Annotated in this window: 23 protein-coding genes; 11 read left to right on the top strand and 12 right to left on the bottom strand. The window is 57.1% G+C overall.

The annotated features are described in order from the left end of the window. Window positions 1–25: 25 nt before the first annotated feature. Both N7922_RS03525 and hutH read left to right on the top strand, forming a co-directional pair. Window positions 26–910 (top strand): ABC transporter substrate-binding protein, encoded by an 885-nt coding sequence (locus N7922_RS03525; RefSeq protein ID WP_263099266.1) that lies wholly within the window; start codon window positions 26–28, stop codon window positions 908–910. A gap of 14 nt (window positions 911–924) precedes the next feature. Next, window positions 925–2,484: a histidine ammonia-lyase gene (hutH, locus tag N7922_RS03530; RefSeq protein ID WP_263099267.1), complete on the top strand. Its 1,560-nt coding sequence runs from the start codon at window positions 925–927 to the stop codon at window positions 2,482–2,484. Between the two features lie 15 nt (window positions 2,485–2,499). On the opposite strand, the gene N7922_RS03535 is transcribed toward hutH, so the two are convergent. Together N7922_RS03535 and hutC are read right to left on the bottom strand one after the other, a co-directional pair. After that, window positions 2,500–3,057: a HutD family protein gene (locus tag N7922_RS03535; protein ID WP_263099268.1), complete on the bottom strand. Its 558-nt coding sequence runs from the start codon at window positions 3,055–3,057 to the stop codon at window positions 2,500–2,502. Next, a complete protein-coding gene (gene hutC, locus N7922_RS03540; RefSeq protein ID WP_263099269.1) occupies window positions 3,054–3,815 on the bottom strand; it encodes a histidine utilization repressor in 762 nt (253 codons plus the stop codon). The genes N7922_RS03535 and hutC overlap by 4 nt, the downstream gene beginning before the upstream one ends. Window positions 3,816–3,921: 106 nt before the next feature. Between hutC and N7922_RS03545 the strand changes: the two genes are divergently transcribed. Beyond that, complete coding sequence (locus N7922_RS03545; protein ID WP_263099270.1) at window positions 3,922–5,289, top strand: formimidoylglutamate deiminase; 1,368 nt, start codon at window positions 3,922–3,924, stop codon at window positions 5,287–5,289. A gap of 33 nt (window positions 5,290–5,322) precedes the next feature. Here the strand turns inward: N7922_RS03545 and N7922_RS03550 are convergent, their stop codons facing one another. The 5 genes from N7922_RS03550 to N7922_RS03570 all read right to left on the bottom strand — a co-directional run bounded on the left by N7922_RS03550 (window position 5,323) and on the right by N7922_RS03570 (window position 9,255). Further along, a complete protein-coding gene (locus N7922_RS03550) occupies window positions 5,323–5,934 on the bottom strand; it encodes an alpha/beta hydrolase (protein WP_263099271.1) in 612 nt (203 codons plus the stop codon). Between the two features lie 9 nt (window positions 5,935–5,943). Next, window positions 5,944–6,900: a glutathione S-transferase family protein gene (locus tag N7922_RS03555; protein WP_263099272.1), complete on the bottom strand. Its 957-nt coding sequence runs from the start codon at window positions 6,898–6,900 to the stop codon at window positions 5,944–5,946. A gap of 10 nt (window positions 6,901–6,910) precedes the next feature. After that, a complete protein-coding gene (locus N7922_RS03560; protein WP_263099273.1) occupies window positions 6,911–7,318 on the bottom strand; it encodes a DoxX family protein in 408 nt (135 codons plus the stop codon). A gap of 103 nt (window positions 7,319–7,421) precedes the next feature. After that, window positions 7,422–8,333, bottom strand: coding sequence for a LysR family transcriptional regulator (locus N7922_RS03565; RefSeq protein WP_263099274.1), 912 nt, complete (start codon window positions 8,331–8,333; stop codon window positions 7,422–7,424). 61 nt (window positions 8,334–8,394) lie between these two features. Beyond that, window positions 8,395–9,255 (bottom strand): helix-turn-helix transcriptional regulator, encoded by an 861-nt coding sequence (locus tag N7922_RS03570; protein ID WP_263099275.1) that lies wholly within the window; start codon window positions 9,253–9,255, stop codon window positions 8,395–8,397. Window positions 9,256–9,419: 164 nt separating this feature from the next. On the opposite strand from N7922_RS03570, the gene N7922_RS03575 reads away from it, so the two are divergent. From N7922_RS03575 to N7922_RS03585, 3 genes are read left to right on the top strand one after another with little or no spacing between them, the layout of a single operon-like run. Beyond that, entirely contained in the window at window positions 9,420–11,243 is a 1,824-nt protein-coding gene (locus N7922_RS03575) for a DUF2264 domain-containing protein (RefSeq protein ID WP_263099276.1), read from the top strand. Between the two features lie 58 nt (window positions 11,244–11,301). Further along, complete coding sequence (locus N7922_RS03580; protein WP_263099277.1) at window positions 11,302–12,570, top strand: oligosaccharide MFS transporter; 1,269 nt, start codon at window positions 11,302–11,304, stop codon at window positions 12,568–12,570. A gap of 27 nt (window positions 12,571–12,597) precedes the next feature. Beyond that, complete coding sequence (locus N7922_RS03585; protein ID WP_263099278.1) at window positions 12,598–13,788, top strand: glycoside hydrolase family 88 protein; 1,191 nt, start codon at window positions 12,598–12,600, stop codon at window positions 13,786–13,788. Between the two features lie 42 nt (window positions 13,789–13,830). On the opposite strand, the gene N7922_RS03590 is transcribed toward N7922_RS03585, so the two are convergent. From N7922_RS03590 to qseB, 4 genes are all read right to left on the bottom strand, one after another. Then, a complete protein-coding gene (locus N7922_RS03590) occupies window positions 13,831–14,145 on the bottom strand; it encodes a putative quinol monooxygenase (RefSeq protein ID WP_061493131.1) in 315 nt (104 codons plus the stop codon). 34 nt (window positions 14,146–14,179) lie between these two features. Continuing rightward, window positions 14,180–14,761: an NAD(P)H-dependent oxidoreductase gene (locus N7922_RS03595; RefSeq protein ID WP_263099279.1), complete on the bottom strand. Its 582-nt coding sequence runs from the start codon at window positions 14,759–14,761 to the stop codon at window positions 14,180–14,182. A 106-nt stretch (window positions 14,762–14,867) separates the two neighbouring features. Continuing rightward, window positions 14,868–16,214, bottom strand: a complete 1,347-nt coding sequence (gene qseC / locus N7922_RS03600) for a quorum sensing histidine kinase QseC (RefSeq protein WP_263099280.1) — start codon at window positions 16,212–16,214, stop codon at window positions 14,868–14,870. Further along, on the bottom strand, window positions 16,211–16,870 hold the full coding sequence (gene qseB, locus N7922_RS03605; RefSeq protein WP_263099281.1) for a quorum sensing response regulator transcription factor QseB: 660 nt from the start codon (window positions 16,868–16,870) through the stop codon (window positions 16,211–16,213). Before qseB ends, qseC begins: the two co-directional genes overlap by 4 nt. 147 nt (window positions 16,871–17,017) lie before the next feature. On the opposite strand from qseB, the gene N7922_RS03610 reads away from it, so the two are divergent. The 5 genes from N7922_RS03610 to N7922_RS03630 all read left to right on the top strand — a co-directional run bounded on the left by N7922_RS03610 (window position 17,018) and on the right by N7922_RS03630 (window position 24,536). Beyond that, on the top strand, window positions 17,018–17,407 hold the full coding sequence (locus N7922_RS03610; protein WP_263099282.1) for a YgiW/YdeI family stress tolerance OB fold protein: 390 nt from the start codon (window positions 17,018–17,020) through the stop codon (window positions 17,405–17,407). 118 nt (window positions 17,408–17,525) lie between these two features. Further along, window positions 17,526–19,784 carry a DNA topoisomerase IV subunit A gene (parC, locus tag N7922_RS03615; protein WP_263099283.1) on the top strand — a complete coding sequence of 753 codons (2,259 nt, stop codon included), beginning with the start codon at window positions 17,526–17,528 and terminating at the stop codon, window positions 19,782–19,784. 225 nt (window positions 19,785–20,009) lie between these two features. Next, window positions 20,010–20,747 (top strand): 1-acylglycerol-3-phosphate O-acyltransferase, encoded by a 738-nt coding sequence (plsC, locus tag N7922_RS03620; RefSeq protein ID WP_263099284.1) that lies wholly within the window; start codon window positions 20,010–20,012, stop codon window positions 20,745–20,747. Window positions 20,748–20,816: 69 nt separating this feature from the next. Beyond that, window positions 20,817–22,229 carry a cell division protein FtsP gene (gene ftsP / locus N7922_RS03625; RefSeq protein WP_263099285.1) on the top strand — a complete coding sequence of 471 codons (1,413 nt, stop codon included), beginning with the start codon at window positions 20,817–20,819 and terminating at the stop codon, window positions 22,227–22,229. A 129-nt stretch (window positions 22,230–22,358) separates the two neighbouring features. After that, window positions 22,359–24,536: a YgiQ family radical SAM protein gene (locus tag N7922_RS03630; protein ID WP_263099286.1), complete on the top strand. Its 2,178-nt coding sequence runs from the start codon at window positions 22,359–22,361 to the stop codon at window positions 24,534–24,536. Window positions 24,537–24,590: 54 nt separating this feature from the next. Here N7922_RS03630 and dkgA read toward each other — a convergent pair whose 3' ends face one another. Further along, window positions 24,591–25,418 (bottom strand): 2,5-didehydrogluconate reductase DkgA, encoded by an 828-nt coding sequence (dkgA, locus tag N7922_RS03635; RefSeq protein WP_263099287.1) that lies wholly within the window; start codon window positions 25,416–25,418, stop codon window positions 24,591–24,593. Between the last annotated feature and the right edge of the window lie 40 nt (window positions 25,419–25,458).

A 25,458-nucleotide genomic window follows, 5' to 3' on the forward strand; every position in this document is an offset into this window, starting at 1 on the left:
CCTTTAATAACAGAAGGTTAATACGATGAATGTTCAGAAACGCTCTCTTATGTTGCTCAGTGCCGCACTGCTGTCTGTCGCTTCTTCTGTCTGGGCTGCGGACGCCGGTCAGAAAGTCATTATCGGCTCGGCGGATTTTCCGGAAAACCAGTTGCTGGCGACCATTTATGCCGGGGCGCTGGAAGCGCAGAACATTCCGGTAGAGAAAAAACTCAATATCGGCAGCCGCGAAGTCTATATTCCGGCACTGCTCGATGGCTCTATCAACGTTATCCCGGAGTACAGCGGCGCGCTGCTGAGCTATCTGGATGCGAAAAACACCGCGCACAGCTCGGAAGAGGTGGCAACCGCGCTGGCCACGAAACTGCCGAAAAATGTCAGCATGCTGAACACCTCCGCGGCGCAGAACAGTGATGTGCTTGCGGTGACGAAAAAGACCGCCGACAAGTACAAACTGAAAACCATCGACGATCTGAAGCCGATTGCCGGTGAACTGGTGCTTGGCGGCCCGGCGGAGTGGAAAACCCGCCATGAAGGCGTTCCCGGCCTGCGCGAGGTCTACGGCCTGAATTTCAAAAGCTTTAAAGTGCTGGATGTTGCCGGGCCGTTGACGCTGACCGCGTTGAAAAACAACCAGATCCAGGTCGCGGATCTCACCTCCACTACGCCGGAGATCAAAAAAGATCACCTGGTGGCGCTTGATGATCCCAAGCACCTGTTTGCGGCGCAGAATATTGTTCCCATCGTCGCCAGCGCCACGCTGAACCCGACCATTCAGAACACGCTGAACACGATCTCCGCTCAATTGACGACCGAGGATCTGATTGCCATGAATGAACAGCTTGCTGAGTTCGCCAGCATTGACGATGTGGCGCACCAGTGGCTGGTTAAACACCAACTGAGCAAGTAAGGAACGGCAGCAAGATGACGACAATTCCCTTTTCTTCCGCGCAACAGACGGATGCGGTGACATTAGGCCGGGCCGCCACGACCCTTGATGAACTGGTGCGCATTGCCGATGGCGCGCCAGTGGCGCTGGATCCTGATGCGCTGTCGCACATGGATACGGTCAGCGGGTATATCCACAACGCCATTACCCGGGGCGACGTGATCTATGGCCTGACGACCGGCGTGGGAGATCTGGTGACTGAGCGTCTCTCTGCGGATCAGATTGCCAGCATGCAACTTAATATGTTGCGCAGTCATGCCTGTGGTATGGGCGCGGATCTGTCGGTGCGGGAAGTGCGGGCGATGATGGCGGTGATGCTGAAATCGTTGCTGCAAGGATGCAGCGGCGTCAGTGCTGAACTGGCGCAGCGGATGGCGCTAATGCTGAACCGGCAGCTGACTCCGTGGTCTCCGGCAGGTGGATCCGTTGGCTATCTGATTGCCACCGCGCATATCGGTTTATCCCTGTTTGGCGAAGGGCAGTGCTGGTATGAGGGGCAGTTACTGCCTTCCGCCGATGCGCTGGCAAAGGCGGGGATCCCGCCCCGAATCCCTGGCCCGCGTGAAGGGCATGCGCTGATCAGCGGCACGTACGAAATCACTGCGTTGGCCTGCCTGGCGGTTCGGGATTTTGAACAGTTGCTGCCGGTCGCGGATATGGCGGGCGGCATGTGCCTTGAAGCGTTGAAAGGCAACACGCGCGGCTACGATGCACGGCTGCATGCGCTACGCCCCCATGACGGGCAGCAGGAAACGGCGCGCATTTTGCGCCGCTTATTGCAGGGAAGCGACATTCTTCAACATTACCGTGACCATCGGGTGCAGGATGCGCTCAGCCTGCGTTGCATTCCGCAGATCCACGGCGCGGTACGTGATCAACTGGCGCATTGCCGCCATATCGTGACCACTGAACTCAATTCGGTCACCGATAACCCGGTATTTTTAATCGAAGCGGATGCACTGGTGACGTTGCCGGGCGGCAACGGGCATGGCGCGCCGCTGGCACTGGCGCTGGATGCGCTGGCGGTGGCGATTGCCCAGCTCAGTACCGCCTCGCAGGCGCGTTCAGACCGTATCACTAACGTACATCTCAGCGGTCTGCCCGCGTTTCTGGTGGGCAAAAGCGGCGCCAATTCCGGGATGATGATCCCGCCGTATGTCGCTGCCGCGCTCGCCGGGGATAACCGTAGCCTGGCTGCGCCCGCCAGTGTGCACACGGTATCGACCTGCGCCGGGCAGGAAGATCATATCAGCATGGGCGTGTCGGCGGCGCGTAAGGCGCGGCAAGCGGTGGCGAACGCGGTGGATATTGTGGCGATTGAACTGCTGTGCGCCTGCCAGGCGATTGAGTTCCACCGCCCGCTGCGGGCATCCATTGGCACGGAGTTAACGTTGGCGCAGGTGCGTAAGCGGGTGGCGTTTCGTGAAACGGATACGGCGCTCTATCCGGATATGCACGCGGTGCGCGATCTGATTGCCAGCGGTGAGTTGAGCCGCCAGCTTTGCGCGCTGATTAGCGAAGCCGACAATGGGTAAATGCCTGCGTCGCGATTAGCGGGGGAGGAGCGTTACGCAGGCGAAAAGCGTGTCTGCGCCTGCATCGACCGTGAGGGTTGCCGGGGCATAGATCAACAGGCTGTCGTAATGCTGCAAGGTAAATGACTGCGCGTTAACGGTGACATCCAGCACGTCACCGGCGTTAAACAGTAGCAGAGTTCCTTGCGGATGCGCCCACTCTCCAGCGCGTGCCCAGCGAACGGCGGCCTGTATGGTTTGCGGGTTATAGATAACATTGAAATCCAGCAGCGGCCCACCGACTACTTCGCAGTATGTGTCGCTGTCGCCGTTAAAATCCGTTGCCTGAAAAGGGGGGATCAATGCGCTGCGCTGGCCGTCCAGGGTGAGGAACATGCCGTCGCCTTCCAGCACGCTGATATTTCGCAGGTAGCCAGAGAAACGCGAGAACGCACCGTTTTCACGAATGGTGGCGACCGATACGCGCCAGTCGTACGCTTCGCTTCCGGGAAAACGACACACTTCACGGGTCACGCCCTGGCCGTTTTTCCAGCGCATCTCCGCATAGTCGGCGTAGGGCAGCAGCACGGTCATTTGCGCATGCTTCCTTCCAGCCGGTAGCGCGGGCCAGGGTAGACCAGCCGCACGCTGGTGACGATTTTTTTGTCCTGACGACCGGTCCAGGTGCGGCGATTGACCTGTAAGCAAGGGGTGTGCTCATCGATTTCCAGGTACGCGCACTCCGTACGGGGCACGTTGACCGCCTCGATAATGTGTTCCCCTTCCACAATCGGCGCGATGGAAGAGAGATAGGCGTTCGGGGTGATGCGGGTAAAATCCTGTTGCAGATAGTCCGGCACAATCAGTGCATTCACCAGCCGGTCTTCCAGCATCACCGGTACGCCGTTTTCGTAATGGCAGATCAGCGAGTGGAACAGGCGGCTGCCTTTTGGCAGGTTAAACGCCAGCGCTTGCTGGGCATCGGCATGCAACTGGGTCAGTTCAAGCACCCGGGCGTGGTGGCGATGACCACGGCTGATAATCTCATCGGCGATGTTATTGATTTCCAGCAGCGCAGACTGCCCGCGTACTTCGGCGACAAAGGTGCCGACGCCCTGCATACGCACCAGCAGGCCTTCGGCGGTCAGCTCGCGCAGGGCGCGGTTAATGGTCATGCGGCTATAGCCGAACTGGCTAACCAGTTCACTTTCGGACGGCACGCGGAAATTAACCGGCCAGACACCGCTGTGAACATTGGTTTTGATCATGCTTTTTACCCTTTCATAGAAAGGGGCGGGCTGATCCAGATGCCCTTCTTCAGCCACTGCTTTAAACACGTCGCTTTGCGCCATTACGCTATCCTCACCTGATGAGTGATAAAGTTTACTCTACCCCCTATTGGATGTATATATATAAACATGTATATACATCTTGTGAATGTCTGCGCGGAGAGGGGATATGGCGGTCTATTTCGCGGCAAAAGCACTGTTGCCGCAAGGTTGGGCAAATAATGTCAGGATCACGGTTTCAGCACAGGGCATGATCGGTGCGCTGGAAAGCGACAGTCAGCCGGGTGATGACGACATCCGGCTGGAGGGTTTTCTGGTGCCGGGAATGCCGAATCTGCACTCGCACGCCTTTCAGCGCGCAATGGCGGGGCTGACCGAAGTGGTGGGCGATCCGGCGGACAGCTTCTGGACATGGCGGGACTTGATGTACCGGCTGGTGGATAAAATCAGCCCGGAACAACTGGAAGTGATTGCCAGCTATCTGTACATCGAAATGCTGAAAGCCGGTTATACCTCGGTGGCGGAGTTTCACTATTTGCACCACGATCGCGGCGGCAAACCTTACGCGCAACGCGCAGAACTGGCGCTGCGTATTTCACAGGCGGCCAAAACCGCAGGCATCGGGTTAACGCTACTGCCGGTGCTCTACAGCTATTCCGGTTTTGGCGGGCAGGCGGCGTCCGCCGGGCAGCGTCGTTTTCTTCATGACACCGAAGGCTATCTGGCGCTGCATGAAACGCTCACCGCGCAGCTTGCCAGCGAACCGATGCAGCGTACCGGGCTGTGCTTCCATTCACTGCGGGCGGTGACGCCGGAACAGATGCAGACGGTGCTCGACGCCAGCCCGCAAAAACAGCCAGTGCATATTCACGTCGCTGAACAGCAAAAAGAGGTGGATGACTGCGTCGCCTGGTCCGGCTTGCGCCCGGTGGAGTGGCTGTACCGCCATCAACCGGTGGATGAACACTGGTGCCTGATCCATGCGACGCACGTGACGCCGGAAGAGACGCGCATGATGGCTGCGTCCGGTGCGGTAGCGGGCCTGTGTCTGACCACGGAAGCCAATCTTGGCGACGGTATTTTCCCCGGCGCGGATTACCTTACCCGGCGCGGTGCCTGGGGGATTGGCTCCGACAGCCATATTAGCGTCAGCGTCACGGAAGATCTGCGCTGGTTTGAGTACGGGCAACGCCTGAATCAGCGGCGGCGCAATCTTCTGCATCTGCCCGACGAACCCTATATCGGTAATGTGCTGTATCAGGGGGCGTTGCAGGGCGGGCGCAGAGCGTTGGGTCAGCCGATCGGTCAACTGGCGACAGGCGAGCGTGCAGATATGCTGCTGCTGGATAGCCGCGATCCTTTCCTGGCCACTGCCGGCGATCGCGAACGGCTGAACCGCTGGATTTTTGCCTGTGCAGCCAACCCGATAAAAAGGGTCATGACGGGAGGACGCTGGGTGATTGAAGAGGGGCGGCATGTGCACGAAGCACGTATTACTTCTGCCTTTATCCAGGTCATGCAGCAACTGGTGGCGTAATACAGGGATGCCCGGGCGGCATCCCGTCACGCGTTAATCTACGCGGTTAAGCAGGGGTTGCAGGAAACTGGCGGCTTTCATTGCGCCATTGGCGGTGAGGGTATGCGGCACGCCGGGTTCAAAATAGGTATCGACATCGATACCCGCTTCCCCAAGCTCTGCGGCGGCGCGCTCACTCTCTTTCCAGTTGATCACCGGATCGCTCATCCCGTGCACCAACAGCACCGGGGTGTTGCGTGCTGGCTGCCACGGCCGGGCGGAGGCGAGACGACCGGAAAAGGCGACCACCGCCGCCAGCGGCCACTGGCCATTAACCAGCGCGTCCAGCGACATAATGGCTCCCTGAGAGAAACCCGCCAGCACCAGTTTGTCTCTGCCTGGCTGCACATCATGCTTTTCGAGCAACCCAGTGAGGGTGGCATTGAATGCCGCGCGCGCATCAGCAATACGCCCTGCGCGCGTCTCTTCGGTGATGCCGTTAACGCTAAACCACTGGAAACCCGGTCCCATATCAAAGCGCGACGGCCCGTCCGGCGAAGCCACCAGCACATCGCCCAGCGTCTGCGACCAGTATTTCCCCAGACCGCGTAAGTCGTCGCCGCTGCTGCCGACGCCGTGTAACAGCACAATCAATTTTTTCATCATCGCTTCCTGTCAGAGCCCATAAGCGCTCAAATCCGGCCCCTGCGGGACGATGCCGTTAGGGTTGAGGGCTTTGATGGAGTAGTAGCCCTGCTTAATGTGATCGATATTCACCGTCTCGCGAATGCCGGGGTATGCCAGCATCTGGCGCAGATAGCGGTCCAGGTGTGTGTATTCCGCGAGCTTACGCAGGTTGCATTTAAACAGCCCGTGATAGGCGGCATCAAAGCGCACCAGCGTCACGAACAGGCGGATATCCGCTTCTGTTAACTGCTCGCCACAAAGAAACGGGCGCTGCGCAAGGTGGCTTTCCAGTTTATCCAGTTGCCTGAAGACATCGCTGACTGCTTCTTCATAACTGAGCTGTGTGGTGGCAAAACCGGCGCGATAAACCCCATTGTTGAGATTCGGGTAGATCTCCGCATTCAGGCGGTCGATCTCATCGCGCAGAGGCAGCGGATAGAGATCGAGCGTCTGGTTTGCCAGCTCGCCAAAGCCGCTGTTAAACATGCGCACGATATCGGCCGACTCGTTATTCACAATGGTGTGGGTTTTCTTGTCCCACAGCACCGGCACCGTTGCGCGCCCGGTAAATTTGGCGTCGGCGCGGGTGTAAAGCTGATGCAGCCACTCCGCCTGATTGAGCGTATCGCGATCAGCGCCGGGGTAATCACCGAAATGCCAGCCTTCGTCCAGCAGCCAGGGTTCGACCACGGACACACTGACGACCGCTTCCAGCCCTTTCAGTTTACGGGCAATCAGCGTACGGGACGCCCACGGGCAGATCAGCGCTACATACAGGTGATAGCGGTCCGGTTCGGCCTGAAAACCACCGTCGCCGGTGACGCCAGCCGACCCGTCCGGCGTGACCCAGTGGCGAAAGCTGGAGGTCTGGCGCACAAAGCCGCCTTTCTCGTCGGTGGCTTGTACAGGGTGCCAGTCCGCTGTCCATTTACCCTCAATCAGCATATAACCTCCGTTAGCTCTGTCGTGTGGTGGGCTTCAGCGCGAATTTACCGTCGCCGGTTAATGCCAGCACCAGCAGACCCACGATCCAGAATGCCGGGAATTCCCAGCCACCGTTCGGGTTCGTGAAGAAGAAGCCCGCCGGACCGTGTACGGTAAAAATAGCGCCAAGCAGAATAGGGATCAGCACGATTGCCACAACACGGGTGTAGACACCGAGGATCAGGGCAATTGCGCCCAGCAGTTCAACGGTCATCGTGACGTAGGCCAGCCAGCCGGGCAGACCCAGAGACGCAAAGAATTTTGCCGTGCCCGCCGGGGTAAACGCGAAAAACTTCAGGCTGAAATGCGCCAGAAACAGAATACCCAGCGCCAGGCGCATCAGCAGAGCAGCATAAGGGGTTGTGCGTTGATCGAACATGGTGGTCTTCCTCTCAGGTCAGTTGATGAGGGGAGTGTACAGTCTTTCCATATCGATGATTATCCGCTCATAACAGGCATGTTTATTTCCAATATGGAAATTATCACCACCCCTGTTCCCATGCGGGCTGCGGCGAGAAGGATTCCACCAGAAAGTCGATCAGTACGCGGGATTTCTGCGCCAGGTAGCGGGCCGGAGGGTAAACGGCGAACAGCGCCAGCGGCGGTGCTTCATAGGCGCTCAGCAGCAGTTTTACGCGCTGCGCTTTCAGCGCTTTCCCGGCCACAAAAACCGGTATCCGCGCAATACCCAGCCCGGCACAGGCCGCTTCAAGACAGACTTCGGCATTGGAGAACTTCATGCGCCCGCGCACAGGCTGGGCGTGTAGCTGCTGCTGCGCGTCAATAAACGGCCAGTGCCAGGGATCGCGAAAGTTGGTATCGACAATCAGACTGTGCTGGTCGAGTTGCTGCCAGTGCGACGGTTCGCCGTGGCGGGCCAGGTAGTCCGGCGATGCCACCACCACGTTGCGGATCGCACACAAACGGCGCGCTACCAGGCTGCTGTCCGTCAGGCTGCCGATGCGTAACGCCAGATCAAAACCCTCGTCCACCACGCTGACCAGCCGATCGGCAAAGCTGACATCCAGCTCAATGTCCGGATAACGACGGGCGAACGCCACCAGATGCGGCGTCAGTTGCGACGTACCAAAGGTGACGGGCGCAGAGATACGCAGCAGGCCGGAAGGGGCATTCGCAATGTTGCGTACCGAATCATTGAGCGCGTCGTAATCGGTCAGTAACTGGCGAATGCGCTCGTAATAGGCCTGTCCCACCTCGGTGGGGGTAAGCGAGCGGGTGCTGCGGCGCAGCAGGTTAACGCCCAGTTCATGCTCCAGGCGGGAGATCAGCTTAGAGGCCTGACCGTGACTGGTGCCGCAGCGTTGTGCCGCGCCGGTAAAGCTGCCGGTTTCCATTACCGCCACAAACATGCGATCGCAATCCAGCCGTTCCATATGCTTTTTCCGGTGAAGTTATCAGAGCATCACCATAGCAAAACCGCGCCTGGGGCAACAGTCAGCGCGGTGCCGTGGCGTGGTTTTTACGGTACTGTAGCGGCGTTTCACCGATGCCCTTCTTAAACGCGCTGATAAAGTAGGTCACATCGGAAAAACCGACGTCATCGGCGATCTCGCTGATGCTGCGCGCGCTGTGCAGCAGGTAATCACAGGCTTTTCGCAGGCGGATGGTGTTCAGGTATTGATGAATATGCTCACCGGTTTCGAAATGAAAACGACGCGAGACATAGCTGCGGGACTTGCCCAGCTCCTGCGCCAGCCTGTCGAGACTGAATTTTTGCCGGTAGTTTTCCTCCAGCCAGAACATCACCGGCGTGGCAATGCCGCTGCGCTCTTCCGGTAACTCTTCATTGGCTTCCGGCAACATGCCCAGCAGGTTAAGTAACAGGCAGGCGACCTGCTCGCCCGTCAGGCTGGCGCAGGCGGCAAGCCTGGCATAACAGCTAAACAGGTGATCGATATGCGGGTGAATATCGGCGGCATCCATCACCACCGCTGCGCCGCCGCGCAGTGAAAGACGCTGTAACCGGCTGTGGTTGTGCGGGAAATCGCGCAACTGTTTGAGCACTGCATGGTGATCGACATGAATGATGGTGCGGCGATAACGATCCTGCGCCTGCTCATCCACCATCACTTTATGAATGGTAAAGGGCGGGAAGAAAAACAGCCGACCGGGGCGCATGGTGTACTGGCGGTTGTCGACAATCACCACGCCAAAACCCTCTTCGACGTACAGCACTTCCAGACACTGATGCCAGTGGTGGTAACGCACGGTATTGGCGAAAAGCCGACTGAACGACACGATGGCGTCATTCAGGGTGATCAGCTCAAGGCGCTCTGCCTGCCAGTTGTCGTTCATAGTGCAACTGTTCTCAATTTTTACCCGGATGAATCTAGTTATAAACCACGGTTTTAAATTTCCTCAATAGCGGTTTCAGGCAAATTACGGCGGTGTGACCAGGCTAACATTTCCCCTTCTCATGGATTCACTATCCTTCAGCCACACCCAAGGGAGAGCAACCTATGCAGACGGCGGAAGTGAAAACATCAAATCCATTGTCATCCCGCGACGACGTGGTCGCCGCGCTGAACACGATACTGAGCGCGCTGGATCGCCAGTTTCCGGCGGGCGAATCCCGCTTTTCGCTGGGCGACACCAGCGCCCATTACCCTACCGATATTGCAGAGATGGAGGGATTGTCGCGGGCATTATGGGGGCTGTTCCCGTTGATGGCGGGTGGCGATGCCGAACCGTTTAGCCCGAAATACCTGGCGGCAATAAAGCGCGGCACCGATCCACAGAGTGAAGGCTACTGGGGGGAAACAGGGCCTTACGATCAGCGACTGGTGGAGATGGCCGCTTATGGCCTCGGTCTGGCGCTGCTGGGCGACACGCTCACCGCAAGCTTTAGCGAACGCGAAGTGCATAACCTGCATCGCTGGCTTAACCAGATCACCGATGCAGAGATGCCCGACAGCAACTGGCATTTCTTCGCCATCATGGTGCAACTGGGCTTTAAACGTGCGGGACTCCCTTGGGATGCGGCGGCGATTGAACGCCGTTTTGCGATGATGGACGCTTATTACCTGGGCGACGGCTGGTATTCCGATGGCCCAGGTCGGCCGAAAGATTACTACATCCCGATGGCGTTCCATTTTTACGGCCTGGTTTATGCCATGCTGAATGGCGATGACGACCCCGTGCGGGCAGGCATTATCCGCGAACGGGCGCGCCTGTTTGCGCAGGATTTTATTTCGATGTCGGCTGCGGGAGGCGAGTGCGTCCCTTATGGGCGCAGCCTGACGTACCGTTTTGCGATGGTCGCTTTCTGGAGCGCTGTGGCGTTCTCCGGGCTGGATGTTTTTCCGGCTGGCGTGGTGAAAGGGGTGATATTGCGCCATCTGCGCTGGTGGCAAAAACAGCCGATCTTTGACCGCGACGGCATTCTGACGCTGGGGTTTGCCTACCCTAACCTGGCGATGTGCGAAGACTACAACTCACCGGGTTCGCCGTACTGGGCGTTAAAAGTCTTTCTCATTCTGGTGCTGCCCGCCGCGCACCCGTTCTGGCGTGCCGAAGAGTTGCCCTTGCCGGAGCGGGCCGTGCAGCGAACCCTGCCGCACGCCGGGCAAATCCTGGTGCACAGTGACCACGCGCGGCATGTCTGGATGCTCGCGTCCGGGCAGCTTGAGCTGAACAATTACGTCAATACCGAGGCGAAATACACCAAATTTGCCTATTCCAGCCTGTTTGGCTTCACCATTGAACGCGGGCGTTATGGCATTAAACACGCCGCCTGTGACTCCATGTTGCTGCTCAGCGACGGCGATAACTATTTCCGCGGCCGTCGGGAATGTGAAGAGGTGGTGGTCAGCGAACAGGCCATTTTCTCCCGCTGGTCACCGTGGCATGACGTACATATTGCCACCTGGCTGATTCCCTATGGTGACTGGCATGTGCGGGTACACCGTATTGACTCCGCCCGCCATTTGCAGAGCGTGGAGGGCGGTTTCGCGGTGCTGAAAGCCGCGCATCGCGGCGAAGAGGGCGGGAGCCTGGTGGTGGCGGAAAATGGCATCAGCGCGATTTTCCCACTGGCCAGCACCGTTATGCGTCAGGCGGACAGCGTGGTCACGCCGCCGAACAGCAGCATTATGTTTGCTCCCTGTGCGGCGATCCCGGTGTTGCAGGGCGATATTCCCCCAGGCCGCCACTGGCTGGCGTGCGCGGTGCAGGCCGCCGCCTCTGAAGGGGCATTTAATTCCTGCATACCGCAACTGCACAGAGAAGAACAGGCGCTGGTTATTCACCAGGCCGGAAAAGCAAAACACATCATTACCTTTTAATTCCCGGTTATCACCGGATGCCGAACTCTGAACCCTACATGCTTTCGCCGAGGATAGTATGGAAAAGACAGCCATCAACCAGAAAACTGAATATTACAAAATCAGCACATTTATTTTTCTCTATTTCTTTACCTGGTCGGCCAGTATTGGTCTGCTGGCTATCTGGTTAGGACAAAAAGCCAACCTGAGCGGCACGGTCATTGGTACGGTATTTGCCGTGAACGGTATTTTCTCAGTGATCCTGAAACCGATTTACGGCTATATCCTCGATAAAATCGGCATGAGCAAATATCTGCTCTATTTTGTGGTGCTGATGTCGGCATTAATGGCACCGTTCTTTATTTATGTTTACCAGCCGTTATTAATGTCGAATACGTTGCTGGGGATTATTGTCGGGGCAATCTATTTAAGTTTTGCCTGGTATGCGGGAGTGGCCGCCTGCGAGTCTTATACCGATCGCTACAGCCGTTTAAACGGTATGGAATTTGGTCAGATTCGCATGTGGGGGTCGCTTGGCTGGGCGGTGGCATCCTCGTTTTCCGGCCTGCTGTTTAACCTCTCGCCAGCCTATAACTTTATGATGGGATCGGTCGCTTCGCTGATTATGCTGGCGGTGTTGTTAAGCCTGAAAGTGAATGTCCACTCCACTCATGCCGATGAGGTGCTGACCAAAGAGAAAATCGTCCCGGCGGATGTCTATGCGCTGCTGCGTAACCGCAAATTCTGGGCGTTCTGCCTGTATGTAGCCGGTGTGGCATGGATGATGTTTATCGCCGAACAGCAGTTCTCCCGCTATTTCGTGACCTTCTTTGAGGATGTCCATCAGGGCAACGCCGTTTTTGGTTATCTGGGAACGGTGCAGTCCGGCATGGAGTTCGTGATGTATATGGTGATCCCGCTGTTTGTGAATTTTATTGGCGCTAAGCGTGGGTTGCTGATTGTCGGCATGGTGGTGGGGGCGCGGTTAATCATCTCCGGGCTGTGCGAATCGCATCTGCTGATTTCGGTATTAAAACCGCTGTACGGCCTGGAAATCTGCCTGCTGCTGGTGTCGGTATTTAAATATATCGCTGAGCATTTTGATAAACGCGTGAATGCGACCATGTATTTACTTGGTTATCAGGCCATGCTGTATGTCGGCAACGTGGTGGTTTCCTCGCCCGCCGGGATTTTGTATGACCGCATCGGTTTTGAAAATACCTACATCATTATGGGCGGGATTGCGCTGCTGTTTACGCTTGTCTCGCTGTTTACGTTATCCGCTTGCCAGAGCAAATGGCGGCAGAGCGGTTCGCTGGATATTGCCCGCAATAATGTGACGCGTTAATTATCTGTAAAAAGAAGGAACCGAAATATGTTAAGTAAAATCGTTGAGGAAACGCTACGCGATTATCCAGGCGCTACGATTGATGCGCAGACCTTTAAAGATGAACTGGAGACCGCGCGGGCGCATACCCTTGAACTGATTCGCCGTCATTTAACGGAATTCGGAGATAAGTTCCCCGCCGAAACCTGCGTGCAGGGATATTATCCGTTAACCGATAATATCGAGTGGACCACCAGTTTCTGGACCGGGCAATTATGGCTGGCGTGGGAGATGAGCGGTGAGGAACCCTTTCGTGCGCTGGCGGAGCGGCATGTGCGCTCTTTCGGCGTGCGCATCGCCGGGCGTCATGATACTAACACTCACGATTTGGGCTTTTTATACACGCTCTCCTGCGTGGCGGGCTGGCGGTTGACCGGCAATCGGGACGCGCGAGGTTTTGCGTTGCTGGCGGCGGAAGCACTGTTGGAACGCTTCCACCAAAAGGCGCAGATCATCCAGGCGTGGGGCGATCTCGCGGATCCGGAGCAGGCCGGTCGCATGATCATCGACTGCAACATGAACCTGCCGCTGCTCTATTGGGCGACGGAGCAAACCGGGGATCGGCGTTTTGCCGACGCGGCTGTGGCCCACGTGCAGCAGGCGGCGAAGTACCTGATCCGCGAAGATGCATCCACCTTCCATACTTACTATATGGACGTGAAAACCGGTGCACCGCGCTACGGCAATACGCAGCAAGGCTATGCGGATGACTCATGCTGGTCGCGCGGTCAGGCGTGGGGGATCTACGGTTTTCTGTTGAGTTTCATTTATACCGGCGACCGCGAGATGGTGGCGCTGTCGAAACGGCTGGCTAACTATTTCCTCAACCGCTTACCGGACGATGCGGTCTGCCATTGGGATTTGGCGCTGGTCGGCACCGACGCGCTGCGGGACTCCTCGTCGGCCGCGATTGCCGTGTGTGGTTTGCTGGAGCTGATTAAGCACCTGCCAGTGACCGATCCGGATCGCGCGCGTTATCAGCAGTGGGCCATGCAGATCATGTCATCGTTAGGCAAACACTACCTGGCGGGGAAAAACGAGGCCACTACCGGGTTGCTCAAGCATTCGGTTTACCATCTGGCGAGCAATAAAGGGGTGGATGAGTGCTGTAGCTGGGGGGATTATTTCTATGTGGAGGCGCTGGCGCGGTTTTTGCAAAGCTGGAAACTCTACTGGTAGGTAACACTTCCCTCTCCCGGCAGGGAGAGGGGAAGACAACACTCAGAGACCCGCTTCCAGAATACGGATATGGGTTTCCAGCACATCGCCTTTTACTGCTTCGCTCCACGCTTTCATATGCGGCGTTTGCAGATGGGCTTCAAGGTGCGCCACGCTTTCCCATACTTCCACCATCATGATGGAGTCCGGTGCGGTGGTTTGAAAGCTCACGTTCGCGGCGTGATCCACCAGCGGCGCATAGCCATGACATCCTTCTTCCTGCAATACAACCGGCACTATCTTCGCGAACTGATCGAGAACCGCCTGGCGATGATGTTGCCCTGGACGGGTACGGATTTCTGCAATTACTGTCAACATGATTAACCTACTCCCTATAAGTCCAGCTTCACAGTTAAGCAAAAATCTCCGTCAGATGCTTGCGATATTCTGCGATATAACGCGGGACATCCGGCATTTTGATCACATCATTGGTGATAAAGGTCGGCAGCGCGTCCATACCAAGGAACTGATTTGCCTTGTGAAACGGCAGATAGACGCCGTCTACGCCGACACCGTGGAAGAACTGTTCTTTCTCGGTAAAGGCTTCCATTGGCGCGTTCCAGGTCAGCGACAACATATAGGTTTTGCCCTGAATCAGGCCGCCGGAACCGTATTTTTTCGAGGCGTCGGAACGGGTGCGACCATCGCTGGCGTAGAGTGCGCCGTGGCCTTCGGTGAAAACATCGTCCATATATTTTTTCACCGTCCAGGGTGCGCCCATCCACCAGCCTGGCATCTGCCAGATGATGGTGTCCGCCCACAGAAAGTTCTGCACTTCTTCTTTTACGTCATACTCGCCATCGGCGCGGACGGTGCGAACATCATGCCCGGCGTCGCGCAGAAAACTTTCCGCGACCTCGGTCAGGGTGTCATTCAGTTGACCTTTTGAGTGGGCGAATTGCTTCGCGCCATTGATAATCAGAATATTGCTCATGGGATTTCCTCAGCGAAATACGTTTGCGGGCCATGGTATCCCGATCGACGGTGCGGTGAAATTGGCAAAAAGTGCAAAGACTTTTGCTTTCACAGCAATAATGCCGCTACCAACTGACCCGCGCGATAAATCCCCCCTGCGGATGATTTCCGAACGTCACCGTCATGTGATGCAGCCCGGCGATGCGCTGCACAATCGACAGGCCCAACCCGCTGCCGGTTTCACTCTGCCCGGGCGGGCGATAGAAACGCTCACCAATGCGCGCCAGCGCCTCTTCGCGAATGCCGGGGCCATTATCCCTTACGCTAAAACACTGCGCGTCGAGCGTGACATCCACGGTACTGCCCGCCGGGCTGTAGCGAATGGCGTTGTCCAGCAGATTACGTACCAGCAGGCTGAGTAACAGTGGCTGGCCCTGGCGGCTGACGGTGGTGTCATGCAGATGCAGACGGACGTCAATCCCGGCCTGCTGCGCCGGATGGTAGTTATCCATCACCGCGGATTGCAGCAGCGCAGCCAGGGAGATGGGTTCGAGATCGTCAAGATTATCCAGTGAGTCGAGTCGTGACAGCGTCAGTAGCTGATCCACCAGACGGGCAGCGCGATCGATCCCCACATGTAACTGAGCCAGCGCTTTTTGCCGATCAATGGGATCGTCATCGGAAAGCTGGGCCACGTCGGTCTGCACTTTCAGCGCCGCCAGCGGGCTGCGCAGCTCATGCGCGGCATCGGAGGTGAAACGCCGCTCGCGCTGCATCATCGTATGGGTGCGGGCAAAGAGCTGGTTCAGCGCCTCCACCAGCGGGCGCACTTCACGGGGCACACCGTCGGCAGGTAACGGCTCGGCGAGATCCGGCGCGCGAATGCGCAGCGCCAGCGCCAGTTTTTTCAGCGGGCGCAGCTCCAGACTCAGAAGAACAACCAGCAGAATGAGCATCAACGGCAGGGCGACAAGCCACGGCGTGAGCTGCGAGGTAATAATCTCCAGCGCCATCTCCTGGCGGTAATCCCACTCCTGACCGACAACAATGCGAAAGCGCTTGTCTTCAGCGGTGAGCCACAGAAAGCGCCACTTGTCGTCATCATCGCGCAGGTGGCCATTATCAAACCCTTCGCGGTGATAGTTATAGGGAATCTCTTTGCCGTTCTCGCCATCGTGCAGCAGCATTTTGCCGTCTGTCGAATAGATGGCGAACGCCAGCGCATCGTCGTCGAGATGGCCGTGTTTCACCTTTTTCTTCGCGATCTGCGGTGCGGCACTTTGCAGTTGTTCAAACTCCATGACGCTCAGGCGCTTGGCGAACAACATTTGCTGGGTGTCGAACAACTTGTTGAGCTTATCGCGGGTCTGCTGCCAGGCAACCAGGCTGGCGCACAGCCAGGCCGCCATCGATAACAGTAAAAACAGTAGCGTCAGGCGCAGGCGCAGACTCAACGGGCGGGTGCGTTTCATGCTTCTCCCAGGGTGTAACCGATGCCGTGAACCGTGCGGATAAAGTGGCTGCCCAGTTTGCGCCGCAAGTGGTGCACATGCACTTCCACGGCATTGCTGGTGACATCGTCATCCCAGTTATAGAGCTTCTCTTCGATGAGTTTACGCGGCAGTACGCGCCCGGCGTTGCGCAGTAACAGTTCCAGCAGGGCAAACTCCTTCGGTTTTAGTGCCAGCGTTTCGCCATTCAGCGTGGCGACCAGGCTGCCCGGATCCAGCGTCACGTCGCCGTGGCGCAGCGTACTTTGCGTGTGACCATGCGTACGGCGAATCAGGGCTTCCAGCCGGGCGGCCACTTCGATCAGCGCAAAGGGTTTGCACAAATAGTCATCCGCACCCAGACGCAGGCCTTCCACCCGTTGATTAAGGGCGTCGCGGGCGGTCAGGATCAGCACCGGTTCGGCGCGTTGTTGTTCGCGCCAGTCGCGCAGAATGTCGAGGCCATCGATACCGGGGAGCGTTAAGTCGAGGATCACCGCGTCATAAGGGGCGGTAAACAGCGCCTCTTTCCCTTGTTTGCCGTCCGTGAACCAGTCGACGCTAAATCCCTTTTTGCTGAGTCCGGTTTTGATGCCGTCGCCGATGAGCGTGTCATCTTCAATCAGTAAAATGCGCACAATGCCTCCTTTCACCACCCTGTTATGGGCAGTAAACCCGTTGGCGACAGGCAATGTACAGCGAAAAATTATCTTTTTTCCCGTTAAGAAGTCGTTAAGGAATGGCCGGTTAAATGGTCGCAAACCACAGGAAAAGGGAGAGAAAAAATGAAAAAGACTGCCGCCATGATTGCCGTATTCGCGTTATGTTCCGCCCCGGCTTTCGCCGCGAATCAGGGTGGGTTTACTGGCCCTGGCGCCACTCAGCAGAGCGGGGGTTTTACCGGGCCGAACGGCAGCAAAGCCACCGTTGAGAGCGTGAAGTCGCTGCGTGACGATGCCTGGGTTACGTTGCGGGGGAACATCGTTGAGCGCGTCTCCGACGATACCTATTTATTCAAAGATGCCACCGGCACCATCAATGTGGATATCAACCGTAAACGCTGGAATGGCGTGACCGTCGGACCGCAGGATGTGGTGGAGATCCAGGGCGAAGTGGATAAAGACTGGAACTCGGTGGAAATCGACGTAAAAGAGATCAGCAAGGTCGCCCAGTAAGCGCCAGGCGCGCGTGAAAAAATCGCTCATCACTATGACTCCTCGCCGCAGATAGGGTAGTATCTGCGGCAATATTGCCGCCGTACAGGCGGGCGCACACGTTGAGGAATCACGATTAATGAGCGATATGGCAGAGCGCCTTGCGCTGCATGAATTTACGGAAAACGCATACCTGAACTACTCCATGTACGTCATCATGGATCGTGCGTTGCCGTTTATCGGTGATGGCCTGAAACCTGTTCAACGCCGCATCGTTTACGCGATGTCTGAACTGGGGCTGAACGCCAGCGCCAAATTCAAGAAATCCGCCCGTACCGTGGGCGACGTCCTGGGTAAATACCACCCGCACGGCGACAGCGCCTGCTATGAAGCCATGGTGTTGATGGCGCAGCCGTTCTCCTACCGCTATCCGCTGGTCGATGGGCAGGGCAACTGGGGGGCGCCGGACGATCCGAAGTCCTTCGCCGCCATGCGTTATACCGAATCCCGTCTGTCGAAATATGCCGATTTGCTGCTGAGCGAACTGGGCCAGGGCACCGTTGACTGGGTGCCGAACTTCGACGGTACGATGCAGGAGCCGAAAATGCTGCCTGCGCGCCTGCCGAACATCCTGCTGAACGGCACCACCGGGATTGCGGTGGGGATGGCGACGGACATTCCGCCGCATAACTTGCGTGAGGTCGCTAATGCGGCTATCGCCCTGATCGAGCAGCCGAAAACCACGCTCGACCAGTTGCTGGATATTGTGCAGGGGCCGGACTACCCGACCGAAGCGGAAATCATTACCTCCCGCGCCGAGATCCGCAAAATTTACCAGAATGGGCGCGGATCGGTGCGTATGCGCGCGGTGTGGAAAAAAGAGGATGGCGCAGTGGTGATCACGGCGCTGCCGCACCAGGTTTCCGGCGCGCGCGTGCTGGAGCAAATCGCCGCCCAGATGCGCAATAAAAAATTGCCGATGGTCGACGATCTGCGCGACGAGTCGGATCATGAAAACCCGACGCGTCTGGTGATCGTCCCGCGCTCCAATCGCGTGGACATGGAGCAGGTAATGAACCACCTGTTCGCTACCACCGATCTGGAAAAGAGCTACCGCATTAACCTGAATATGATCGGTCTGGATGGTCGTCCGGCAGTGAAAAACTTGCTGGAGATCCTCACCGAATGGCTGGCGTTCCGCCGCGATACCGTGCGCCGCCGCCTGAATCATCGTCTGGAAAAAGTCCTCAAGCGCCTGCATATCCTGGAAGGTTTGCTGGTGGCGTTCCTCAACATCGACGAAGTGATCGAGATTATCCGTACCGAGGACGAACCGAAGCCGGCGCTGATGTCACGCTTTGGCATCAGCGAGACGCAGGCGGAAGCGATCCTCGAGTTAAAACTGCGCCATCTCGCCAAACTGGAAGAGATGAAGATCCGCGGTGAGCAGGATGATCTGGCGAAAGAGCGCGATCACCTGCAAGCGATCCTCGCCTCCGAGCGCAAGATGAACACTCTGCTGAAGAAAGAGCTGCAGGCTGATGCAGATGCCTTCGGCGACGATCGCCGTTCTCCGCTGCATGAACGCGAAGAAGCGAAAGCGATGAACGAGCACGATATGCAACCGTCTGAGCCGGTGACCATTGTGCTGTCGCAAATGGGCTGGGTGCGTAGCGCCAAAGGCCACGACATTGACGCGCAGGGACTGAGTTACAAAGCCGGGGATAGCTGGAAAGCGTCGGCGAAAGGCAAGAGCAATCAGCCGGTGGTGTTTATTGACTCCACCGGGCGCAGTTACGCGATCGACCCGATTACGCTGCCGTCCGCACGGGGTCAGGGCGAACCACTGACCGGTAAGCTGACGCTGCCGCCGGGCGCGACCGTTGAACATATGGTGATGAGCAACGATGAGCAGAAACTGCTGATGGCGTCGGATGCGGGTTACGGTTTTGTGTGCACCTTTAACGACTTAGTCGCACGTAATCGTGCCGGTAAAACGCTGATCAGCCTGCCGGATAATGCGCGGGTGATGCCGCCGCTGGAAATCGTTAACGATGACGATATGCTGCTGGCGATCACCACCGCCGGTCGTATGCTGATGTTCCCGGTCAGCGATTTGCCGCAGTTGTCGAAAGGGAAAGGCAACAAGATCATCGGTATTCCGTCTGCGGATGCAGCCAATGGCGCCGACGGGCTTGCGCACCTCTACCTGTTGCCGCCGCAGAGCACGTTAACCATCCATGTCGGCAAACGCAAAATCAAGCTGCGTCCTGAAGAGCTGCAAAAAGTGCAGGGTGAACGCGGACGCCGCGGAACGCTGATGCGCGGTTTGCAGCGTATCGATCGTGTTGAGATTGATGCGCCTTCCCGTCCGACGGCGGGCGACAGCGAAGAGTAACCGACATAAGCGTGTCTCCATCGCCCCTGATGGAGACACGTTTCTACATTAAAATTTCCCGTAAAAGCGTTGTTAATTCGGCAATTGCGATTAACAATACGCTTTTTTAAAGGCCGCATAACACAAAGCCCAGGCCAGTTGATGGCTCATCGTGGCGCCGCCAGCCTCAGCGTAGTGCTGCTGGCGTGTATATAATGCTCAAAGGTATGGGCTTCAGAGGTCGCTATGCTATTCATTTTTCGCGTAATCATCGTTGTTATTTATTCCATTCTGGTGTGCGTATTCGGGTCCCTTTACTGCCTGTTTAGTCCGCGTAATCCAAAACATGTTGCGACCTTCGGTCATATGTTTGGTCGACTGGCGCCGGTTTTTGGGCTGAAAGTTGAAACCCGCCTGCCGCCGGGCGCTGAGCAGTTCGGCAACGCTATCTATATTGCGAACCATCAGAACAACTTCGATATGGTGACCGCGTCCAGCATTGTGCTGCCGCCAACGGTGACGGTCGGTAAAAAGAGCCTGCTGTGGATCCCGTTTTTTGGTCAGCTCTACTGGCTGACCGGTAATCTGCTGATTGATCGTAATAACCGTGCGAAAGCCCATGGCACCATTGCCGAAGTGGTTAAGCAGATCCAGAAACGCAATATTTCCATCTGGATGTTTCCGGAAGGCACCCGCAGCCGCGGTCGCGGTTTGCTGCCGTTTAAAACCGGGGCGTTTCACGCCGCGATTGCCGCCGGTGTGCCGATCATTCCGGTGTGCGTGTCGACGACCTCAAACAAAATTAATCTCAACCGCCTGCGTAACGGGTTGGTGATCGTTGAGATGCTGCCGCCCATTGATATCACCCGGTTTGGTAAAGATCAGGTGCGCGAGCTGGCGACCCATTGCCGTGAAGTGATGGCAAAGAAAATCGAGGAACTCGATAAAGAAGTTGCAGAACGCGAAGCCGCCGGTCGGGTTTAACCTTTTGTTGTTAATAAGTCCGCAGACAGTGATGTTTGCGGCGAAGAGTCAGTGTTACACGGAGCAAATATGTCACTCAGTCGGCGTCAGTTTATTCAGGCATCCGGGGTTGCGCTATGTGCAGGTGCGGTGCCGCTGAGGGCAAATGCCGCCGGGCAACAACCGCAACTGCCCGTTCCTCCCCTGTTTGAATCCCGTCGCGGGCAACCGCTGTTTCTTACCCTGCAACGTACGCACTGGTCATTTACGACCGGTACGCGCGCCCAGGTTTTCGGCATTAATGGGCGTTATCTGGGGCCAACGATCCGGGTATGGAACGGCGATGACGTCAAACTGATTTATAGCAACCGACTGGCGGAGAACGTGGCAATGACCGTCAGCGGGTTGCAGGTGCCAGGGCCGCTGATTGGCGGCGCGGCGCGCATGATGACCGCCAATAACGACTGGGCGCCGGTGCTGCCTATTCGCCAGAACGCCGGGACACTGTGGTATCACGCCAATACGCCGAACCGCACTGCGCAGCAGGTCTATAACGGCCTTGCGGGAATGTGGCTGGTGGAAGACGAGATCAGTAAGTCGTTACCGATACCGAACCACTACGGCGTGGATGATTTCCCGGTCATTATTCAGGATAAACGGCTGGATAATTTTGGCACGCCGCAATACAGCGAACCCGGTAGCGGCGGCTTTGTCGGTGATACGCTGTTGGTGAACGGTGCGCAAAGCCCGTATGTGGATGTTTCCCGCGGCTGGGTGCGCCTGCGTCTGTTAAATGCCTCGAACTCCCGGCGCTACCAGTTACAAATGAGCGATGGTCGCGCACTGCATGTGATTGCCGGAGACCAGGGCTTTTTACCTGCGCCGGTCTCGGTAAAGCAGCTGTCGCTGGCGCCAGGGGAGCGCCGCGAGGTGCTGGTGGATATGACCAACGGTGATGAAGTGTCGATCACCTGTGGCGAAGCGGCAACCCTGATGGATCGGGTGCGCGGCTTCTTTGAGCCTTCCAGCATCCTGATTTCGACGCTGGTGTTGACGTTGCGCCCAACCGGGCTGCTGCCGCTGGTGACGGACACGTTGCCTATGCGCCTGCTACCGTCGGAGATTATGGCTGGCACACCAACCCGCAGCCGGGATATCACGCTGGGCAGCGATCCGGGTATTAACGGGCAGTTGTGGGATCCGCAGCGGATCGATATCACCACTCAGCAAGGCACCTGGGAGCGCTGGACCGTCCGCGCCGAAATGCCGCAATCCTTCCATATAGAAGGCGTGATGTTTTTGGTGCGCAACGTTAACGGCGCGATGCCATTCCCGGAAGACCGGGGCTGGAAAGATACAGTCTGGATCGACGGGCAGGTGGAACTGCTGGTGTGGTTCGGTCAGCCTTCCTGGCCGCACTTCCCGTTCCAGTATCAAAGCCAGACGCTGGAGATGACCGACCGCGGTTCGGTAGGGCAGTTGCTGGTGAACCCGGCGCCGTAACATGTGTAAGCCTGCCAGGTTTTTACCTGTCAGGCTGCTGTCCTGTACAAAATCCTCCTTCATTTCCGGTCAAATTACGGCGTATAATCGCCGCCCTTTGATTATTTTTTTACCATTTTTGGAAGCAAGATGAGCGCAATATCCCTGATCCAACCGGATCGTGACCTTTTCTCATGGCCTCAGTACTGGGCGGCCTGCTTCGGCCCTGCGCCGTTTTTGCCGATGTCGCGCGAAGAGATGGATCAACTTGGCTGGGATAGTTGCGACATTATTCTGGTGACGGGCGATGCTTATGTCGATCACCCCAGTTTCGGGATGGCGATTTGCGGCCGTATGCTGGAAGCGCAGGGGTTTCGCGTTGGCATCATTTCCCAACCGGACTGGAACAGCAAAGACGACTTTATGCGCCTGGGCAAACCGAACCTGTTCTTCGGCGTGACTGCTGGCAACATGGATTCGATGATCAACCGCTACACCGCCGATCGTAAGCTGCGTCATGACGATGCCTACACCCCGGATAACGTCGCCGGTAAGCGCCCGGATCGCGCCACGCTGGCCTACACACAGCGCTGTAAAGAAGCGTGGAAAGAGGTGCCGGTGATCCTCGGCGGTATTGAAGCCAGCCTGCGCCGTACCGCGCATTATGATTACTGGTCTGATACCGTGCGCCGCTCGGTGCTGATTGACGCCAAAGCCGATATGCTGATGTTTGGCAACGGTGAGCGCCCGCTGGTGGAAGTGGCCCATCGTCTGGCCGCAGGCGAGCCGATCGCGCAGATCCGCGATGTGCGTAACACCGCGATCATCGTCAAAGAAGCGCTGCCGGGCTGGAGCGGGGTGGATTCCACCCGCCTCGACACCCCAGGTAAGATCGACCCGATCCCGCATCCCTATGGCGAAGATTTACCCTGTGCGGACAACAAACCCGTAGAGCCGCAAGCGCAGGAAGCAAAACGTGTGACCGTGCAGCCGCCGCGCCCGAAACCGTGGGAAAAAACCTATGTGCTGCTGCCTTCTTTTGAGAAGGTGAAAAGCGATAAGGTGCTCTACGCTCACGCGTCACGTATTTTGCACCACGAAACCAACCCTGGCTGCGCCCGCGCGCTGATGCAAAAGCACGGCGATCGTTACATCTGGATCAACCCGCCGGCTATCCCGCTGTCGACCGAAGAGATGGACAGCGTGTTTGCCCTGCCATATAAGCGCGTGCCGCACCCGGCGTATGGCAACAGCCGTATCCCGGCGTATGAGATGATCCGCTTCTCCATCAATATTATGCGTGGCTGTTTTGGCGGCTGCTCTTTCTGCTCCATCACCGAGCATGAAGGCCGTATCATTCAGAGCCGTTCCGAAGATTCGATCATCAATGAGATCGAAGCGATTCGCGATAGCGTGCCGGGCTTTACCGGGGTGATTTCCGACCTCGGCGGGCCGACCGCAAACATGTATATGCTGCGCTGCAAATCGCCGCGTGCGGAACAGACCTGTCGTCGACTCTCTTGCGTTTACCCGGAGATCTGCCCGCATATGGATACCAATCACCAGCCGACGATCGATCTCTATCGCCGCGCCCGTGATTTGAAAGGCATTAAAAAGATCCTGATTGCCTCTGGCGTGCGTTACGATCTGGCCGTTGAAGATCCGCGCTATGTGAAAGAGCTGGCGACCCACCACGTGGGGGGGTATCTGAAGATTGCTCCGGAGCATACCGAAGAAGGGCCGTTGTCGAAGATGATGAAGCCGGGAATGGGCAGCTATGACCGCTTTAAGCAGTTGTTCGACACCTATTCCAAACAGGCGGGTAAAGAACAGTATCTGATCCCCTATTTTATCTCTGCGCACCCCGGTACGCGTGATGAAGATATGGTGAACCTGGCGCTGTGGCTGAAGCGCCACCGCTTCCGTCTTGACCAGGTGCAGAACTTCTACCCCTCGCCGCTGGCGAACTCGACGACCATGTATTACACCGGCAAAAACCCGCTGTCGAAAATCGACTATAAGAGCGAAGAGGTGGTGGTGCCGAAAGGGGACAAACAGCGCCGTCTGCATAAAGCGCTGCTGCGTTACCACGATCCGGTTAACTGGCCGCTGCTGCGCCAGGCGCTGGAAGCGATGGGTAAAAAGCATTTGATTGGCTCGCGCCGCGAATGTCTGGTACCGGCACCGACGCTGGATGAGATGCGTGAAGCGCGCCGTCAGAACCGCCAGTCGCAGCCAGCGCTGACCAAACACACGCCGATTGTGCACCAGCGTAGCAACGGTAAAAACGCTGCACCGGCGAAGAAAAAAGCCACGCGGGTGCGTTAAGTCAACATAAAAATGCCCGGTTCACACCGGGCTTTTTTTTATGGTCAACGGGCCTTAACCGCCGAACTGATCCGGGTCCGGCCCCAGCCGTTTACCGGCATCCAGTTTGGCGATTTCCGCCAGCTCGTCTTTATCCAGGCGGAAATCCCAGACATCAAAGTTCTCGGCAATGCGTGATGGCGTGACCGATTTCGGGATCACCACCAGCCCGCTATCGAGATGCCAGCGGATCACCACCTGCGCTGGCGTTTTGCTGTATTTATCCGCCAGCGAACGGATGATTTTCTGATCGAAAACCCCTTCGCCGCCTTGCGCCAGCGGGCTCCAGGACTCGGTCTGGATCTTGTGCGTTGCATTCCAGGCGTGCAACTGACGCTGTTGCATTAACGGGTGCAGCTCGATTTGGTTAATCACCGGCGCGACGCTCGTTTCATCAATCAGGCGTTGCAGGTGCGGGATCTGAAAGTTGCACACGCCGATGCTTTTCACCAGCCCCTGTTGCTGCAATGCGATCATTCCCTGCCACGCTTCGACATAATGATCGATGGCCGGTACCGGCCAGTGCATCAGATAGAGATCGACATACTCAAGCTGCAGTTTTTTCAGGCTCTCTTTTAATGCTTGCGCCGGGCGCTGCTGATCGTCGTTCCACAACTTGGTGGTAATGAATAATTCATCGCGCGGTACGCCTGAACTGGCAATCGCTTTGCCCACGCCTTCTTCGTTTTTATAGGCCGCGGCGGTATCAATGGATCGATACCCCACATCCAGTGCCTTATGAATCGCGGTAACCACTTCCTCGTTGCTCGCTTTCCACACGCCAAGACCCAGTTGCGGCATCAGTGTGCCGTCAGAAAGCTTAATCACGGTGGGATGTGTCATGCATTTCTCCTTTCAATAGGCTTACCGGGACAGGCCCGGT

It is taken from the genome of Kosakonia sp. ML.JS2a, from assembly GCF_025642095.1.
Classification (GTDB): domain Bacteria; phylum Pseudomonadota; class Gammaproteobacteria; order Enterobacterales; family Enterobacteriaceae.